A 16,297-nucleotide genomic window follows, 5' to 3' on the forward strand; every position below is an offset into this window, starting at 1 on the left:
AAGGCGGCGTCTTCTGAAGCTTTTTAGAAAAAGCTTCACCAAAATTTTTTGTAATTTCAGTATGTTATTGAGACTGACTTTTCAAACAGTCCCTAAAGACTTTCCCCTTCCTGCCGGTTGGCAGCATGACCGTCTCAATGAAGCATAAGGAGTATATGATGCGTCAGGAACTGCATACCCTGCATGCCACGACGCGGGGCAAGGGACTGGTGCCCATTACACGCCCGGTGCTCGACTGGGTTGGGGCCACGGGGATCAGGACCGGCCTGCTGACATTATGGTGTCGGCATACTTCGGCAAGCCTGACGGTGCAGGAAAATGCCGACCCCACGGTGTGCGAGGATATCGCGCGATATTTCGAGGCACTGGTGCCCGAGGATCCCTCGCGTTACATCCATGATGACGAAGGGCCGGACGACATGCCCGCCCACCTGCGCACCATGCTGACCGATACCCAGCTTTCGGTGCCAGTGGCGGACGGGCGGCCCGTACTGGGCACATGGCAGGGCCTGTATTTGTTTGAACACAGGCGCATGGCCCATCGGCGTGAAATCGTGCTGCATCTTATCGGCACCTGACACCCCGACGGGCCACCCCTGCTGGCTGCGTTACGTCAGGTCATGTGCACGGGCCGCCCAGGATGGCGGCATGATGGCTGACATGCTCCTCGATAAAGGACTGAATGAACCAGTAGGAATGGTCATACCCCTTGTGCAGCCGCAGCCTTAGCGCCTGACCTGCCATTGCTGCCGCATCGCGCAGCAGTTCGGGGCGCAGTTGCCCGTGCAGGAACTGGTCTGCTTCCCCCTGGTCGATCAGGATGGTTGTGGGGTGTGTATGCCCCGCCTCCAGCAGCAATGTCGCATCATGGGCCGCCCATGTAGTACGATCGGAACCAAGATAGGTCGAAAACGCCTTTTCCCCCCATGGCACGATGGCTGGATGGACAATCGGGGCAAAGGCAGAGACGGATTTCCACCGCTGCGGCGCGCGCAGGGCATGGACCAACGCGCCATGGCCGCCCATCGAATGCCCCATGATCCCGCGCCGTGCCCCATCCAGCGCGAACAGACGCTCGGTCAGGTGTGGCAGTTCCTCGCCCACATAGGTACCCATGCGATAATGCGCGTTCCATGGCGGACACGTCGCATCAAGGTAGAATCCTGCACCGCTACCAAGGTCATAGGCATCATCTTCCCCCGCGACCCCTGCCCCGCGGGGGGAGGTATCGCTTGCCACAAGGGCGATGCCATGCCGCGCCGCGAAACGGATGATGTTGGACTTGATAAGGAACGTCTCCTCGGTGCAGGTCAGGCCCGCCAGCAGATGAATGACGGGCACACGCCGTGCCATGCTGGCCCCATCGGGCATGAACACGGCGAAACGCGCCTCAAGCCCCAGGGCATGGGATGCATGGCTGTAGAATCCCACCCGGCCACCACAACACGCATGTTCTGCACGGATCGTCAGTTCATTGCCGGGATCGGACAGGGTCGTGGCATCCATGGTCAGAATTCGACCACGGTGCGGATGCTTTCGCCGCGCGCCATCATGTCAAACCCCTCGTTAATCCGTTCGAGCGGCAGGCGATGGGTGATGAGATCATCAATGTCGATGCGGTTTTCCATGTACCAATCCACGATCTTTGGCACATCAGTGCGTCCGCGCGCCCCACCAAAGGCCGAACCGATCCAGCGCCGCCCGGTCACAAGCTGGAACGGACGCGTGCTGATTTCCTGCCCCGCACCCGCGACGCCGATAATGGTGGACACCCCCCATCCCCGGTGCGCGCATTCCAGCGCCTGACGCATCAGGGTGGGATTGCCGATACATTCGAACGAATAATCCGCGCCCCCCCCGGTCAGTTCGACCAAATGCCCGACAAGGTCCCCATTGGGGCCAAGGTCGTTGGGGTTGACGAAGTCGGTCATGCCGAATTTGCGGGCGATGGCTTCACGCGCGGGGTTAATGTCCACGCCAATGATCCGGTCGGCCCCAACCATCTTCGCACCCTGAATGACATTCAGACCGATACCGCCAAGCCCGAACACCACGACCGACGCCCCGGCCTCCACCTTGGCGGTGAACAGGACCGCGCCGATACCGGTCGTCACACCGCAACCGATATAGAACACCTTGTCGAACGGAGCATCAGGACGGATCTTCGCCAGCGCGATTTCAGGCAGCACCGTATAGTTCGCAAATGTCGAACACCCCATATAATGATGGATCGGCTGTCCCTTGAAGGAAAAGCGCGATGTCCCGTCGGGCATCAGGCCCTTGCCCTGTGTGGTACGGATGGCAGTACACAGGTTGGTCTTGCGCGACAGGCACGATTTACATTCCCGGCATTCAGGGGTGTAGAGCGGAATGACATGGTCGCCCGGCTTCAGGTGGCGCACACCTGGCCCGACCTCAACCACGACGCCTGCGCCCTCATGGCCAAGGATCGCGGGGAACAATCCTTCGGGATCGGCACCGGACAGGGTGTATTTGTCGGTATGGCACAGGCCGGTTGCCTTGATTTCCACCAAGACCTCACCTTCGCGCGGGCCTTCGAGTTGTACGGTCTCGATTTCCAGAGGTTTTCCGGCTTCGAACGCAACGGCTGCCCTGACATCCATGATCTGTAAACCCTTTTACGGTATGATAAAATGACGCGTGACAGAGACGCATAAGGAATGTCCGTCCCCCTCTGCGTCAATGTCGATGGGACAGTGTTACCGTGTGTGGCGGGTATTACAAATTATGCAATCGTGAGGTCAGGGCATTCCCCCCTCCGCCGATATGGTATGTGCAGTAATGCAGTACGGACCTTACGGACCGGACCTTTTTTCATCGACCCCATCATTTTCAGGACATTATCCAGATGATCGTGAACCGCAGGATCGGATTATGGATACTCATGCGCGAAAGCCTGCTGTCCCTCGTGCTGCTTGGTGCGTGGGACGTGGTGGTCGTGGTCATGTTCCAGATCTATCATCAGGACTGGATGGAACAGCCGACTCTGCCGATCTCGCTGATCGGTTCCGCGCTGGTCCTGTTCATGAGCTTTCGCAACAATACCGCCTATAACCGCTGGTGGGAGGCCCGCACCCTGTGGGGGGCCGTAACCAACAACAGCCGCTCCTTCGCACGGCAGGTCGGGACGATCCTGCAGGGCAGCCCTGATCTTGCACGCGCGATGGCGGCCTATCCGCATGCACTGCGCGGCGCGCTGGGGCGCACCGACACGATGGAGGATATCAGGCGCCTCCTGCCCGCCGGGATGCAGAACGGAATCGCCGGCCATGCCAACATCCCGGCGGCGATCCTGTTCCAGATCGGGCTGGGTGTTGACGCGCGCGCGCGGGCATTGGGCATTGATGGCGCCCTGCATGGGCAGATCGACCGGATTCTGTCGGACATGAGCAATGCGCAGGGCGGGCTGGAGCGTATTCGCAACACGCCCCTGGCGATCCAGTTTTCCGTGCTGCCCAAACTGGTGGCGACGGTGTTCTGCATCATCCTGCCGCTGTCGATGGTGCAGACACTGGGCTGGATCACGCCGCTGGGGTCCTCGCTGGTGGGGCTGCTGTTCGTGGCGCTGGACAAGATTGGCAGCGACCTGCAGGAACCATTTGCCTCCACCCCGCACGGCATGCCGATGCGCACGATGGCGCGCACCATCGAAATCGACCTGCTGCAATCATGTGGACAGACCGCCCCCCCCGCCCTGGTCCCGGTGCGGGGCGTGCAGAACTGAAACATTCGGCGGCGTTACCATGGCTTTCGATCAGGTCAAGACATATGGGGAAATTTATGTTATATGACATGTCATGAGCATGTTCAGAACGACCCCGAAGGGCAGTGTGACCGATGCGATGGCGCGGACCGCCGCAGCAGTGACCGCCGCCGAAGCCAAGAGCAGCAAGCCGGAAAAGGACGAAGACCCGTTCCGCGAAGGTGACGCCATCGTCTATGCGGCGCATGGCGTGGGGCGGGTTGACCGGATCGGCATTGACGAAATCGCGGGCACAAAACTGGAAATGATCCAGATTTCGTTCCCCGGCAACCAGATGACGTTGCGCATCCCCCTGTCCAAGGCCCGCAAGTCCGGCCTGCGCAAGATCGTCTCGCGCGAGATCGTGGACAAGGCCATGGCCATCATCAAGGGCAAGCCCCATGTCAGCCGTGGCATGTGGGCACGTCGTGCCGTTGCGTATCAGGAAAAGATCAATTCGGGCGACCTGGTCCAGATCGCAGAGGTCCTGCGTGACCTGCGTCGCAATGTCGACAGCCTCGACGGCAGCTTCAGCGAGCGCAAGCTGTTCGAAGCCGCGCAGGAACGTTTCGTGGCAGAGGTCGCGGTGCTGGAAGGCAAGGAACCCGCCATTGTGCTGGAAACGCTGACCGCTGTCATGAAGGCCGCCTGACCCTCTTCCCTCCCCATCCCTGACACGTCTTCCCCGCCTGCCAGACCCCACGTCTGGCAGGCTTTTTCATACCCTGCGAAGCATAAGCGAGCCTGTTTCAAACAGATGCACCGTGCGCCAATCATGGGGAAAGGGCATGGGGATGATCGTCGCCCTATCGCCGGTCTGTCGTGGGATTTTTCTCAGTAATTGAACTGATAAAGAAGCCCGATGCTGCTGCCCGGATCATTTTCGGGTGTTGTAAAGCCGGTCACATTCCCACCTGTCCCGACCGTTGTGTTGATCTTGAGACGTTTTGTCAGGTCCACCTGGACCTGTGCCTGCGTGCCGGAACCGGACGTAGCCTGCTTTGCCCCGACATAAACACCACGCATGACGTATTTTCCGGCTTCGATGCTGCCGGTATCATTGCCGCCCGAACCATTGGACGAACTGCTCATCTGCAGGCGATCGAGATGCAGGGTCTTGCGCACGATACCAAGCGGATCAAAGGCAGAGCCACCACTGATGGTGGCGATGGCCGATGCGATTTCCGCCATCTGTGTCGGGGACAGGGATTGTGAATCCGTCCCGAACAGCAGGATCGCAAGGATCTGGTCCTGTGACAGTGGCGGGGTGGAAGAGAACGTGATCTTGGGCGCGCTGGCATATCCCCCGACATTCAGGCGTGCCGTCCCTTCGTTGGTACTGCGCTCCGCCACGAAATCAAGGCTCGGGTCGATGGCGTGGGTGACACCAATACCGTCAAAGCCGACCTTGCCCTTGCTGAAATTAAGGGAAATCCCCCCCAGGGCGAAGGTGCCCTTGGCCATGGAAAATGACCCCGTCACGATGGGGGTGTCACTGGTCCCGCCCAGATGCAGATTACCGTGCATTTCGGTATTCAGCCCGTGTCCACGCACAAAAAACTGTCCCGGCGAACGCAGGCCAAGGTCAAGGCCGATGACCAGCGGGGATGTGGGCTGCTGCGCGACGGTCGCTGCGTCTTCGGGACGGATGACATCGAGATGGGCAACCGATGTCGGCAGTGAATCGGGAATATTCACATCAACCCGCGAAAGGGTGATGTCCCCACCAGCATTAATGCGTGATGCAAGCTGTCCCTTGATGTTCAGGTTGGCATCAAGGGTCGCGGTGATAAGGTCACTGGCCAGTGGCCGGGCATTGCGCGCGGTGACGGTCAGGTCGATCGGGTGTCCGGGTTCGAATATCCCATAGGACCCGGCGGCCGTGATGGTTCCCTTGCCCGCACCGGCGCTAAGGGACTGGATGACCAGCCGGTTTCCCTGCGCCAGCACGCTGCCCCGGATCGCCGAAAGCTGCACCCCCTGCGCATAATCGTGGAAAGTGCCATCCGCAAGGTCGAGCGTCCCGGAAACAAGCGGAACCTTTGGCGTACCGCGCACATCCACATTCATCCGCACCACGCCCCCAGCCTGCCGCGCCTGTGCGCCAAGATAGGCATTCGCGGCCGCAAGGTCGATTGAACCCGCGGCATGCAGCGACAGCGCACCATTCAGGCCTGTCGGTGCGTTCCCCTGCACATTCAGGCTGACCTGCTTTCCGGCGTTCAGGCTGGCGTCCACACGGGCCACCGTTCCGTTCAGGACGGCTGTTGCATCAAGGTTGGCTGCGGCGAGGGAGGATGTGTAATCCGTATGATATTTCAGCCCATCCGCGCGAATTGTGATCCGCCCCCCCGGCCGCGCCAACGTCCCGGTCAGGCGCGCCTGGGCCGAAATATCCCCTTCGGCACGTAATGATGGCATCAGCGGCCGCAAAAGCGCGGGGGTGATGTGCGTCAGGTCCGCCTTGAGGTCCAGCCCCGGCCGGAGCGATCCGGCAATATCGATACTGGCGGCCTGTCCCTGCGGCGGTGTCAGGGTCGCACGCACATGTTCCACCCCCATCGCCGCGCCATAGCTGACGGTGGCGGGGGCAAGCAGTTGCAACCGTTCGCCACGTGCCTCCGCCGTCAGGGTGCGGGCCGTGGCCTTGTGCCCCGCAATATCGAGCAGCAGCACAGTATCCAGCGCCGCTGGCCCCACTTGCGGTGTGGACAGGCGTGATGTCGCACTGACCAGCAGGGCATTCAGCGGGCCCCTGGCCGTGACATGTGCATTGGCATGGATGTCATTGACATCGGCATCGTCAATTTTCAGGTCCAGATCCGTATGGGGCGCATCCACCGGGTCACGGATCGTACCGCCAAGCTGGAGCCGCCGGATATTCGCCCACGGGGAACCGATGGCGCCATCAAGGTTGAGGGACACGACAGGCGGTGTCGCGCCAATGCGCGCCGTTGTCTGGATACCGGCGGCAACATGTCCCGTGATGTCATGACCCAGCAGGTCACGCCAGTCGGCAAGCCGCGTCATATGGATATCCATCGTCCCCGAAGGCACCATATGCCCATGCGGCAGGGCCATATCCGCCTGCCCCGACAGGCTTTTCCATGACAGTTGCCCAAGGCGGAGATGCCGTGTCCCGTCCGTCCCCGTTACAAGCGACGCGGCAAGGGCGACCGGTGCACGATCCAGCGTTCCCTTGATGGTGGCCTCCCCTTCGCGCACTGCGGGCAGGTGACGGAAATTCAGATCGGTCATCAGCTGGCCGGGCTGAATCTGTGGTGTCCCGATCTGTGTTTGCGCATGCACGGTCGCGGCCAGGTCATCGACCGCCCCCTTTGCCGTCAGCGTCACGCTGGTCTGCCCACGCAACGACGGGGCAAGCTTTTGCAGGTCCAGCAGCTCCAGTCGCGCCGTCATGTCCACCTGCGTGGGCGATGACAGCGTGACGGTGGCATCACCTGCATCCAGGTGCAGGGTCTGCCCGTCCACCTTCAGGTCCTGCACATGCACGATGCGCGGTGAACCATCGGCGGGGGGCATGCTTGCACTAAGCTGCACATGACCCGCCCTGCCGATCAGGCCGACAGCCTGTGCCTGCCCCCCCGTGATCGCCACCTGACCATCCAGCGCAACCCGTCCTGCCGTCCGTGCATCCGGGATGTCAAAATTGGCATGCAGGTGCGTATTACCCTCCAGCCGGGTGGATGCCAGCGCGGCAAACGGGGCAAGTCGCGGCAGGTCAAGCGTGACGTCGCCCTGACGGGGGGCCGTGGTGCGTATGTGCCCATTCACCTGCAACAGGTCATGATGCACGGTAATGTCGGCGGGGGCACCTTGCGCGTCCGGCCGCCATGACACGTCGATCGCCACCGGTTGCGCCGCGAAAAGGGTGGGATGCGCACCTGGTATCCGCAACCCGTCGATATCAGCATGTATATTTATGGCGTCATTCGCGCTCCGCCCCGACAGACCGCTGAAGACAGCATGCAGGGTATTAAGGCCCGCCCCCCCCTGATTCAGTTGCCCGATATCAAGGGTGCCATGACCGGTGGGCCGCTCCATCGTTCCGCCAAGCTCGCTTCGCAGCGCAATCGACTGCCATCCGGTATCCGGTCCCAGCATCATGGCCGGGGCCTCCAGACTGGCGCGCAACTGCATCGCATGGTGAACCAGCCCGACGCGCCCGTCGATATGCGCCTGCGCCGCACCAGCCTGTATGGCCACCGCCAGCGTGCTCTGGTCACGCGGGCCGCTGACATGCATGTCGAGGTTGAGCGGCGCCAGCATCGGCAGGCCGCTTAATGTGCCAAGGAAACCGTTCTTTTCCTCATGCGCATGGACATCCAGCGCCAGCGTCCCGCGCCCCAGTTGCGTGCGGACCGACACTGTTCCCGGCTGGTCCAGGCGCTGTACCTGCAGGTTGATGTCAGCGGCCGGCAATGTCGCAACCGATATGCCATTGAGGACCGGCGCGATATCCGCCAGACGCGCATGCCCGTCAAGGCTGAAGGTCGCGGGCAGGCGTGCAAGCGGCGCGCCCACATCAATGCGGGCGATATGGGCATGGCGGATATCCACGCCCATATGCACGTTGTCACTGCTGTCCCTGGACGGGGGCGACTGATGCGCCGGGTCTTCCTCGCTCAGGCGCGGGATGGAAAGGCGTGCGATGGAAATGTCGTCCACCACGGCCCGACGCAACAGCAGCCGTGTGGGGGACCAGTCCAGCGCCAGATCGTCAATCGCAAGCCATGTGCCACGGTAATCGTTGAGTTCCAGATGCGCGATCCGCAATGAATCAGGAAACCGCCCCGACAGTCCCGTCATCCGAACGCTGCCGCCGGTAAGGCCGGGCAGGCGGCGTTCGATCTCATGACGGCCCATCCCCGTGTTCGCCCCCACCAGGATCAGCATGAACGCCAGCAGCACCAGCCCCAGCGGAACGCCAAGGACAAGTCCCCCTATCTTCAGCAGGGTTTTCCACAATGCCGGGCGGGCCGGATTTTGCGTCTCGTTCATCAGAACGTTTCCCCCAGCCCGACATACAGTTCCCATTTATCGCCACGTCGCGGGCGGTTGAGCGGAACGGCAATATCCAGCCGCACGGGACCGATGGGCGTATAATAACGCGCCCCCGCCCCCGCCCCGGCACGCAATGTTCCCTTGAACGGCGTGCTGCCATCAGAAACCTGCCCCGCGTCGATGAAGCCAACGGCGCCGAATTTCTGCAAGATACGCTGCCGATATTCAAAAGACCCCGCATCCATCGATGTCCCGCCAATGGCATAGCGGCTGTTGGCGAACTGCGGCCCGACCCCCTGATAACGGTATCCACGCACGGTCGCACTGCCACCGGCATAAAGCCGCTGGTCAGGGGGAATGGCATAGGTGGACGCCCCTTCCACATTGCCGATCGTCCCGCGTACGGCCAGCACGCTGCGCCCCTTTCGCGCAAGGCCAAGATTCGCAAGGTCGAAATAGGTCGAAACCGTCGCCTGCATGATCATGAAGAACGATGTACGATCCTCCAGCGATGCCGAAGGCGTGACATTCATACTGACACGCACGCCATGGGTCGCAGGCGTGATGGGATTATCCACACCCGTCCCGTCATAGGTCGCGCTTAACGGCAGGGAGACGATGAAATAATTATGCGTCTGTGACATCTGGTCGATGCGTTCTTGCTCCACCTCACCGCCAAAGGCGACGTTCCAGTGGGAACTGATGCGGCGTACGATCCCGGCGCGGGCCAGGATCGCAGTCTGCCGATAGGAATACAGAAGCTGGCGGATACCCTCGATCCGGGCGCTGAGATTCTGGTTGCGCGACCCGAAATCAGGCTTCATCAGATCCGCATACAGGTCATAGCCCAACCCCTGTTCAGCCGAACCGCCCAACCCGGTGGCCAGTGCCGTCAGGCGCAGGCGCTCGGCATTGCCAAACAGGTTGCGGTGCGTCCACGACACACCGGCACGCCCGCCAAGGTCGGTGGAATAGCCCCCTTCGACACCCACGCTATGCCGCTTCGATTCCGCAAAGCTGAAGTCCAGCGGCAATGTCCCGTCGGACGCCAGTTGCTGATCATGATGGACCTGCACATCGGAAAATACCCCCATTGATGACAGGCCCTGACGCGCCGCCTCAATGCGGGAAGGCTGGTACAACTCGCCCGGGGCAATGGTCAGGCGCCGCACGACATAGGCGGGATGGGTGCGACGCAGGCCGCCAAAACTGAAGGCACCAAGATTGACAACCGGCCCGCGCGTCACCGTAAAGGCAACGTCGATCGTACGCGTCTGTGGCCGCAGCCACGCCTGCGGCGTGCTGACATCGGCCAGTGCGTATCCCTCTTCGGCAAGGGTCGTCTGAAGCTGAGAACCGGCCTTGAGGATATTGGCCGCGATCGCGGGATCGCCGGTTCTGATGCCCAGGGATTCGGTTTCGTGGGCATCAAGCTTGACAGGTGGCTTGCCCTTTGCCGGGACAATGCTGATGGAACCGATCCGGAACTGTGGCCCCTTGGTAATGGAAACGGTGATTTCCATCTTCTGGCTGGCCGGGATGGCCTGCATCCATTCAGGCAGGTCAGGGTCGTGCCCGTCCTGCGGGTTGGTGGCCCCGTTCTTGGACGCAATCGCCGCCTGGATCACAATGGTCGGCGCGTAATACCCGAAACTTTCGAGTGCGCTGCGGATGCGGGCGTAATCATTGTGAATCCGGCCCACAAGGGCAAAAGGACTGACGGTATGTGTCTTCTGCAGTCCCAGCAGATCGGAAGAGGCATGCACGGCGGTATCAAGGTCGGCATTCCCCGTGGGACGGATGACCGTGACATAGGGTTGCGGGTCCGCCGCACGCGCAGGCGTAACACCCCCCGCAAGCGCAGCCACGCACAGCGCCATTGCAGGCAGCCGCGCAGGCGCCCACCACTGTGGTCTATTGGAAAATGTCCCGTTTTCAGCGGGTACGGGCAATGCATGCCATGTCGTCGGAAAGTGACGAAAAAACGTCAAGTCGTCCCCATTCGCACTTCTGTCATCCATCCACCTGCCATGGGCATGTTAAGCACGAACTCTGCGCATGGCGATAATGGAAAATCCCTCTCATGGGGTGTCTGGCATCGCGGCACCGCATATTCCAACCCATATTTGCACCGGAGACCTCACATAGAGGACTGATTAAGGGATAAATATGGTCAGAAGGTGAATATGTCCGCACCCGACCGACACGCCGCCCGCCATGATAAAGATGGGATGGCAACATGCACTGGTCATGCACCGGCATCGCATGACATTTTGCGATATGTCGCCCGATGCCCAGTTCCCGGCCCTTTTTCCCCGTGCCATCCCCGCCCAGGCCCCGCGATGCCTGTGGCGTCGGCATGGGCGCCGGGCGGGGCGATGCCAAAACTGTCCTTGACAAAACCCCCGCGTCATCCGCCATGATCGCATTACAGGATATATTTTGAATCGGTCATCCCATCGGGGGATAATGTCACGATATGGGTCCTTTATCCTTTATGACATGTGGTTTCGGGTCTTGACCATCCGCGCGACACACACGATGTGTTTGCGCCGCCTCGCGGGATTGTCCCGCCCGATGTCAAGGAACCCGTTTGCGTGAATGATATGACCCCCCTTCCCTGCGCCTCCACCGTGCGCTCCGGCAAGCAGGCACGCGGATTGCATGTCATTACGTGGGGCTGCCAGATGAACGTATATGACAGCGAACGGATGACCGATGTCCTGCGCCCATTGGGATACGAGGCGGTTGACGCCCCGGATCGCGCCGACATGATCATCCTCAATACCTGCCATATCCGTGATCGCGCCGCAGAAAAGGTCTTCTCGGAACTTGGGCGGCTGCGTCTGGTGAAAGAGGCCCGCGCACAGGCCGGACAGCAGACCGTCCTTGCCGTCGCAGGGTGTGTGGCGCAGGCCGAGGGACGCGAAATCCTGGCGCGCGCGCCCTATGTCGATATCGTGCTGGGGCCACAGACCTATCATCGCCTGCCCGAAATGGTGGCCCGCGCCGCCCGCGCCGCCGGGGCCGTGATCGAAACCGATTTCCCGGTGGAACAGAAATTCGACTTCCTGCCCCCCGAACGTGAGGTACCGGCTGGCGGGGCCGCGTTCCTGACGATTCAGGAAGGATGTGATAAATTCTGCTCCTTCTGCGTGGTGCCCTATACCCGTGGCGCAGAGGCCAGCCGCCCCGTGGCGGCAATCATGGACGAGGCACGGCGGCTGGTGGCGCATGGCGTGCGCGAAATCACGCTGCTGGGCCAGAACGTCAATGCCTATCACGGTGATGGCCCGGACGGGACGACATGGGGGCTGGCGCGGCTGACGGCGGAACTTGCAGGTCAGGTTGGGGTCGAACGCATCCGATATACCACGTCGCATCCGCGTGATATGGATGACGGCCTGGTTGCCGCCCATCGTGAACAGCCCGCCCTGATGCCGTTCCTGCACCTGCCGGTGCAATCAGGGTCGGACCGTGTCCTTGCGGCGATGAACCGGGGGCACACGGCACAGGAATATCGCGACCTTGTGGCGCGCCTGCGCACCGCGCGGCCCGACCTTGCGCTGTCGTCGGATTTCATTGTCGGCCATCCCGGCGAAACCGACGAGGATTTTGAACAGACAATGCAACTGATCCGCGACATCGGCTTTGCCCAGGCATATTCGTTCAAATACTCGCCCCGTCCGGGAACCCCGGCATCCAATGCCGGCGCGCAGGTGCCCGAAGACGTGAAGGATGCAAGGTTGCAGAGGTTGCAGGCGTTGCTGCGTGAACAGCAAGACGCCTTCAACGCGGCCAGCGTGGGACAGCGCGTGGATGTGCTGTTTACCGGCCGTGGGCGCAAACCGGGGCAGATTTCGGGCAAAAGCCCGTATCTGCAGGCCGTACATGTCGAAGGCCCCGACAGCCTGATCGGACAGGTGGCCGAGGTCGATATCGTGAAGCTGCACACCAATTCGCTGGGTGGTGTGCTGACAGGGGAGACAGACAGGGTTTGAGAGAACACGCGGCATCCATGATCCCGTCCCGCCGCCCCGGGGGCGGTCGGCATCCGTCCGTCACCGGCAGGCCACCCGCCGCGGCAGTGGCCCATACCGTGACGATGCAGTTCGACGACAACCCCCTGCTGGCGCAGTTGGTGGGGGACCATGACCGCCATCTCCTCCACCTTGAACGTGGGTTCGATGTCCGGCTGTCATGTCGGGGCAACAGGATCGCCATTACCGGAAGCCCCGAACGGGTTGCCGTGACGCAATCCGCACTCACGTCGCTTTACCGCAGACTGCAAGGTGGACACCCCCTTGATAGCGGCGAGGTGGATGCCGCAATCCGCATGTCCGCCCAGCTTTTTTCCGCCCCGGAAACATCGCAGGACCCGCGCCCCATGACCGCAGCCCCCCCCTTTGCACGACCAGATACGACAGCCGCGCGCGCGCCGGAACTTCCCTCCATCATGACGCGCCGCGGCGCGATCGCGCCGCGTTCTGCCGGTCAGGCACGCTATATGGACATGCTGGCGCGGCAGGAAATGGTCTTTGGCATTGGTCCGGCCGGCACGGGCAAGACCTACCTTGCCGTGGCGCAGGCCGTCGCCATGCTTCAGGCCGGGCTGGTGGACCGCATCGTCCTGTCGCGTCCCGCCGTGGAGGCGGGGGAGCGGCTTGGCTTCCTGCCTGGCGACATGAAGGACAAGATCGACCCCTACCTCCGCCCGCTTTATGACGCGCTGCATGACATGATGCCGGGCGACCAGGTGGTGCGGCGCATGGCGACAGGGGAAATCGAGGTCGCCCCCCTCGCCTTCATGCGGGGGCGTACGCTGGCCCACAGCTTTGTGATCCTTGATGAAGCGCAAAATACGACATCTGCGCAGATGAAGATGTTCCTGACCCGCATGGGCGCAGGCACACGCATGGTCATTACCGGGGACCTGAGCCAGGTTGACCTGCCACGTGGGGTCACATCCGGCCTGCGGGAGGCGGTCGAGACCCTCGAAGGGTTGCCCGGAATCGCCATGACACGGTTTGAATCGCGTGACGTAGTGCGTCATCCGCTGGTTGCGCGTATAGTGGATGCATACGATCAGCGTGCCGAGGCCAGCAGGGAAGCCACGCGCACCAGATCGCGGCAGGAGAACAATGGAACCGCGAAGTAGAACATGCCCCGTCCCGTCGGTGGATGGGGCGCATGAAGATACCACGCCGGCCGGTCAGGATGACGGGCCGGTTCCACAACCTCCCTTCGGGGACGACATTGATGTCAGCATTACCGAGCGTCGATGGCATAGGGCGATGCCCAACCCGGCGCGCGAGGTGCAACGCGCGGTGCGCGCCGCGATGCGTGAACTGGATGTATCCGGGGCGGTCACGGTCGTGCTGGCCGATGACCTGACGGTCCGGCGGCTGAACCATCTTCACCGCGGCAGGAACAAGCCGACCAATGTCCTGACATTCGAATATGCCCCTGCCGATTATGCCCCCACCGATTCGGGGTCTGGCATCTGGCTGTGGGGCGGGGACATCATCCTCGCCTTCGCCACGGTCGAGCGCGAGGCACGCGCGGCGGGACGTTCGGTGCGCAACCACATGATGCACCTGCTGGTGCATGGCGTGCTGCATCTGTCGGGATATGACCATCACCACGCGGGTGACGCGCGCGCCATGGAAATGGAGGAATCGCGCATCCTGGGGCGCATGGGAATCCCCAACCCGTGGAAACACCGCGGCGGACGTGAAGGCGGGGCAGCACGATGAGCCGCCCTCCTTCCGCTGCGGAACCCGGTTCGACCACCCCGCCCCCCCGGGGGCGGGGTTTCCTGTCGCTGTTCGGGCGGCGCCGCAACAGCGATCAGGGTTTGCGGCATTCGATCGCCGCATTGGTCAAGGAAGCGGACGCCGCGGCCGACGACACGACGGATTCCACACCTTCGGAACTGGACCGGCAGGAACGCGCGCTTTTGGCCAATGTCCTGCGCCTGCGCGGTATTACCGCCGATGACGTGATGATCCCACGCGCCGATATCGTGGCCATGCCCGCCTCCATCAGTCTGGATGAGGCACTGGCGATGATGCGGCGTGAAAACCATTCACGCATGCCGGTCTATCGCGATCAGCTGGATGACATCGTGGGCATGATCCATGTAAAGGATCTCATCGCCTATCTTGGCACCAGCGAGGCCTTCAGCATCGAACCCCTGCTGCGCCAGCCCCTCATGGTCGCGCCACAGCTTCCGGTGCTGGACCTGCTGTTACAGATGCGCCTGCGCCATGTGCATCTCGCGCTTGTGATCGACGAATATGGCGGGATCGACGGGCTTGTCACCATCGAGGACCTGATCGAAACCATCGTGGGCGACATTTCCGACGAACATGATGAACCCACGGTGGCGATGCTGCAGGAACGCAATGACGGCACGTTCGACGTCGATGCGCGCCTGCCCATCGCACAGTTCGAACTGCGCACGGGACCGATCCTGACGCAGGATGAACGCGAAGCGGAAATCGAAACGGTGGGTGGGCTGGTCTTCCGCCTTGCGGGTCATGTACCCACCCGGGGCGAGGTCGTGACACATGAAAGCGGTACCGTGTTCCGCATCCTTGACGCCGACGCCCGCCATATCCGCAAACTGCGCGTCCGGCCCGTCGCCGATCCCCAGGCGCCCCCCACGGCCGAGGCGCAGAAGTAAGGCCAACCATCTGGCTGCATGACCTGAGCCAATGATACAAGGCCAGTGATACAAGGCCAGTGATGCCCGGCATGGTGGTCCCCACACGCCCCGGCATGACCATGCGTCATTGGCCTTGACGCATCCGGCCTTTGACAGTTCTTTGCGATATCACGATGCGTTTTCTTAACCGGAGGTCCCCTGCAATGCTTATTACACGTCGCACACTGCTTGCTTCCGCCGCGCCTGCCCTGCTGCTGGGCGCCGGAATGGCGTCGGGCGCGCGGGCGCAGGCGGCCGACCCGCGCCTTGCCATCCGCGCGCTGGGCAATCCGTCGGCAAAGGTGCATGTGGAGGAATGGTTTTCCCTGACATGCACCCACTGCGCGCGCTTTTCTGAAGAAGTGTTCCCAGAGGTACGCAGCAAGCTGATTGATACGGGCAAGGTCTATTATATCTTCCGTGATTTCCCGCTGGATCAGGTTGCACTTTCGGCGGCGATGATCGCGCGTTCCCTGCCCGGCGACCGGTACGAGGCGTTCGTGCTCGCCCTGCTCGCCAGTCAGGATCGCTGGGCATTTGGCAAGGATGTCAACCCGCAGGACGAACTGCGCAAGATGGCGGCGTTGGCGGGAATGTCTGCGGACCTGTTCCAGCAGACGCTGGCCGATGACAAGCTGCGTCACGCCATCATGGATGAAGAGGACCGTGCCCAGGCCCAGTACAAGATCGACGGCACCCCGACATTCCGGTTCAATGACAAGGAACAGGTCTCGCAGGAACTGACGTATGAGCAGTTCGCCCAGAAGGTCGAATCCCTTTCCTGATTTCCCAAGGCAGCC

12 protein-coding genes are annotated in these 16,297 nt (G+C 61.9%); 8 read left to right on the forward strand and 4 right to left on the reverse strand.

Annotated elements, in window-relative coordinates; genetic code table 11:
* Positions 1-158: 158 nt before the first annotated feature.
* Positions 159-578 (forward strand): secondary thiamine-phosphate synthase enzyme YjbQ, encoded by a 420-nt coding sequence (locus B7G66_RS02960; RefSeq protein WP_003620328.1) that lies wholly within the window; start codon positions 159-161, stop codon positions 576-578.
* Between the two features lie 40 nt (positions 579-618).
* On the opposite strand, the gene fghA is transcribed toward B7G66_RS02960, so the two are convergent.
* Positions 619-1,506 (reverse strand): S-formylglutathione hydrolase, encoded by an 888-nt coding sequence (fghA, locus tag B7G66_RS02965; RefSeq protein WP_003620330.1) that lies wholly within the window; start codon positions 1,504-1,506, stop codon positions 619-621.
* Between the two features lie 2 nt (positions 1,507-1,508).
* Entirely contained in the window at positions 1,509-2,624 is a 1,116-nt protein-coding gene (locus B7G66_RS02970) for an S-(hydroxymethyl)glutathione dehydrogenase/class III alcohol dehydrogenase (protein ID WP_003620331.1), read from the reverse strand.
* Between the two features lie 245 nt (positions 2,625-2,869).
* Here B7G66_RS02970 and B7G66_RS02975 point away from each other — a divergent pair, with 245 nt between their 5' ends.
* Both B7G66_RS02975 and B7G66_RS02980 read left to right on the forward strand, forming a co-directional pair.
* Positions 2,870-3,745 (forward strand): bestrophin family protein, encoded by an 876-nt coding sequence (locus tag B7G66_RS02975; RefSeq protein ID WP_003620333.1) that lies wholly within the window; start codon positions 2,870-2,872, stop codon positions 3,743-3,745.
* Between the two features lie 73 nt (positions 3,746-3,818).
* Complete coding sequence (locus tag B7G66_RS02980) at positions 3,819-4,415, forward strand: CarD family transcriptional regulator (protein ID WP_040510844.1); 597 nt, start codon at positions 3,819-3,821, stop codon at positions 4,413-4,415.
* Between the two features lie 182 nt (positions 4,416-4,597).
* Here B7G66_RS02980 and B7G66_RS02985 read toward each other — a convergent pair whose 3' ends face one another.
* Both B7G66_RS02985 and B7G66_RS02990 read right to left on the reverse strand, forming a co-directional pair.
* Positions 4,598-8,785 (reverse strand): translocation/assembly module TamB domain-containing protein, encoded by a 4,188-nt coding sequence (locus B7G66_RS02985; RefSeq protein ID WP_003620335.1) that lies wholly within the window; start codon positions 8,783-8,785, stop codon positions 4,598-4,600.
* Positions 8,785-10,668, reverse strand: coding sequence for an autotransporter assembly complex protein TamA (locus tag B7G66_RS02990; RefSeq protein ID WP_040511998.1), 1,884 nt, complete (start codon positions 10,666-10,668; stop codon positions 8,785-8,787). The genes B7G66_RS02985 and B7G66_RS02990 overlap by 1 nt, the downstream gene beginning before the upstream one ends.
* A gap of 726 nt (positions 10,669-11,394) precedes the next feature.
* On the opposite strand from B7G66_RS02990, the gene miaB reads away from it, so the two are divergent.
* The 5 genes from miaB (at position 11,395) to B7G66_RS03015 (ending at position 16,282) form a co-directional block, all read left to right on the forward strand.
* Positions 11,395-12,789 carry a tRNA (N6-isopentenyl adenosine(37)-C2)-methylthiotransferase MiaB gene (gene miaB / locus B7G66_RS02995; RefSeq protein WP_048858843.1) on the forward strand — a complete coding sequence of 465 codons (1,395 nt, stop codon included), beginning with the start codon at positions 11,395-11,397 and terminating at the stop codon, positions 12,787-12,789.
* 17 nt (positions 12,790-12,806) lie between these two features.
* The gene (locus tag B7G66_RS03000) at positions 12,807-13,946 is read left to right on the forward strand and encodes a PhoH family protein (protein ID WP_003620339.1); all 1,140 of its coding nucleotides are present in this window, start codon (positions 12,807-12,809) and stop codon (positions 13,944-13,946) included.
* Positions 13,930-14,544: an rRNA maturation RNase YbeY gene (gene ybeY, locus B7G66_RS03005; RefSeq protein WP_080545450.1), complete on the forward strand. Its 615-nt coding sequence runs from the start codon at positions 13,930-13,932 to the stop codon at positions 14,542-14,544. The genes B7G66_RS03000 and ybeY overlap by 17 nt, the downstream gene beginning before the upstream one ends.
* On the forward strand, positions 14,541-15,476 hold the full coding sequence (locus B7G66_RS03010) for a hemolysin family protein (protein WP_003620342.1): 936 nt from the start codon (positions 14,541-14,543) through the stop codon (positions 15,474-15,476). Before ybeY ends, B7G66_RS03010 begins: the two co-directional genes overlap by 4 nt.
* Before the next feature lie 185 nt (positions 15,477-15,661).
* On the forward strand, positions 15,662-16,282 hold the full coding sequence (locus B7G66_RS03015) for a thioredoxin domain-containing protein (RefSeq protein WP_003620344.1): 621 nt from the start codon (positions 15,662-15,664) through the stop codon (positions 16,280-16,282).
* The last annotated feature ends 15 nt before the right edge of the window (positions 16,283-16,297 follow it).

Source organism: Novacetimonas hansenii JCM 7643, from assembly GCF_000964405.1.
GTDB lineage: Bacteria > Pseudomonadota > Alphaproteobacteria > Acetobacterales > Acetobacteraceae > Novacetimonas > Novacetimonas hansenii.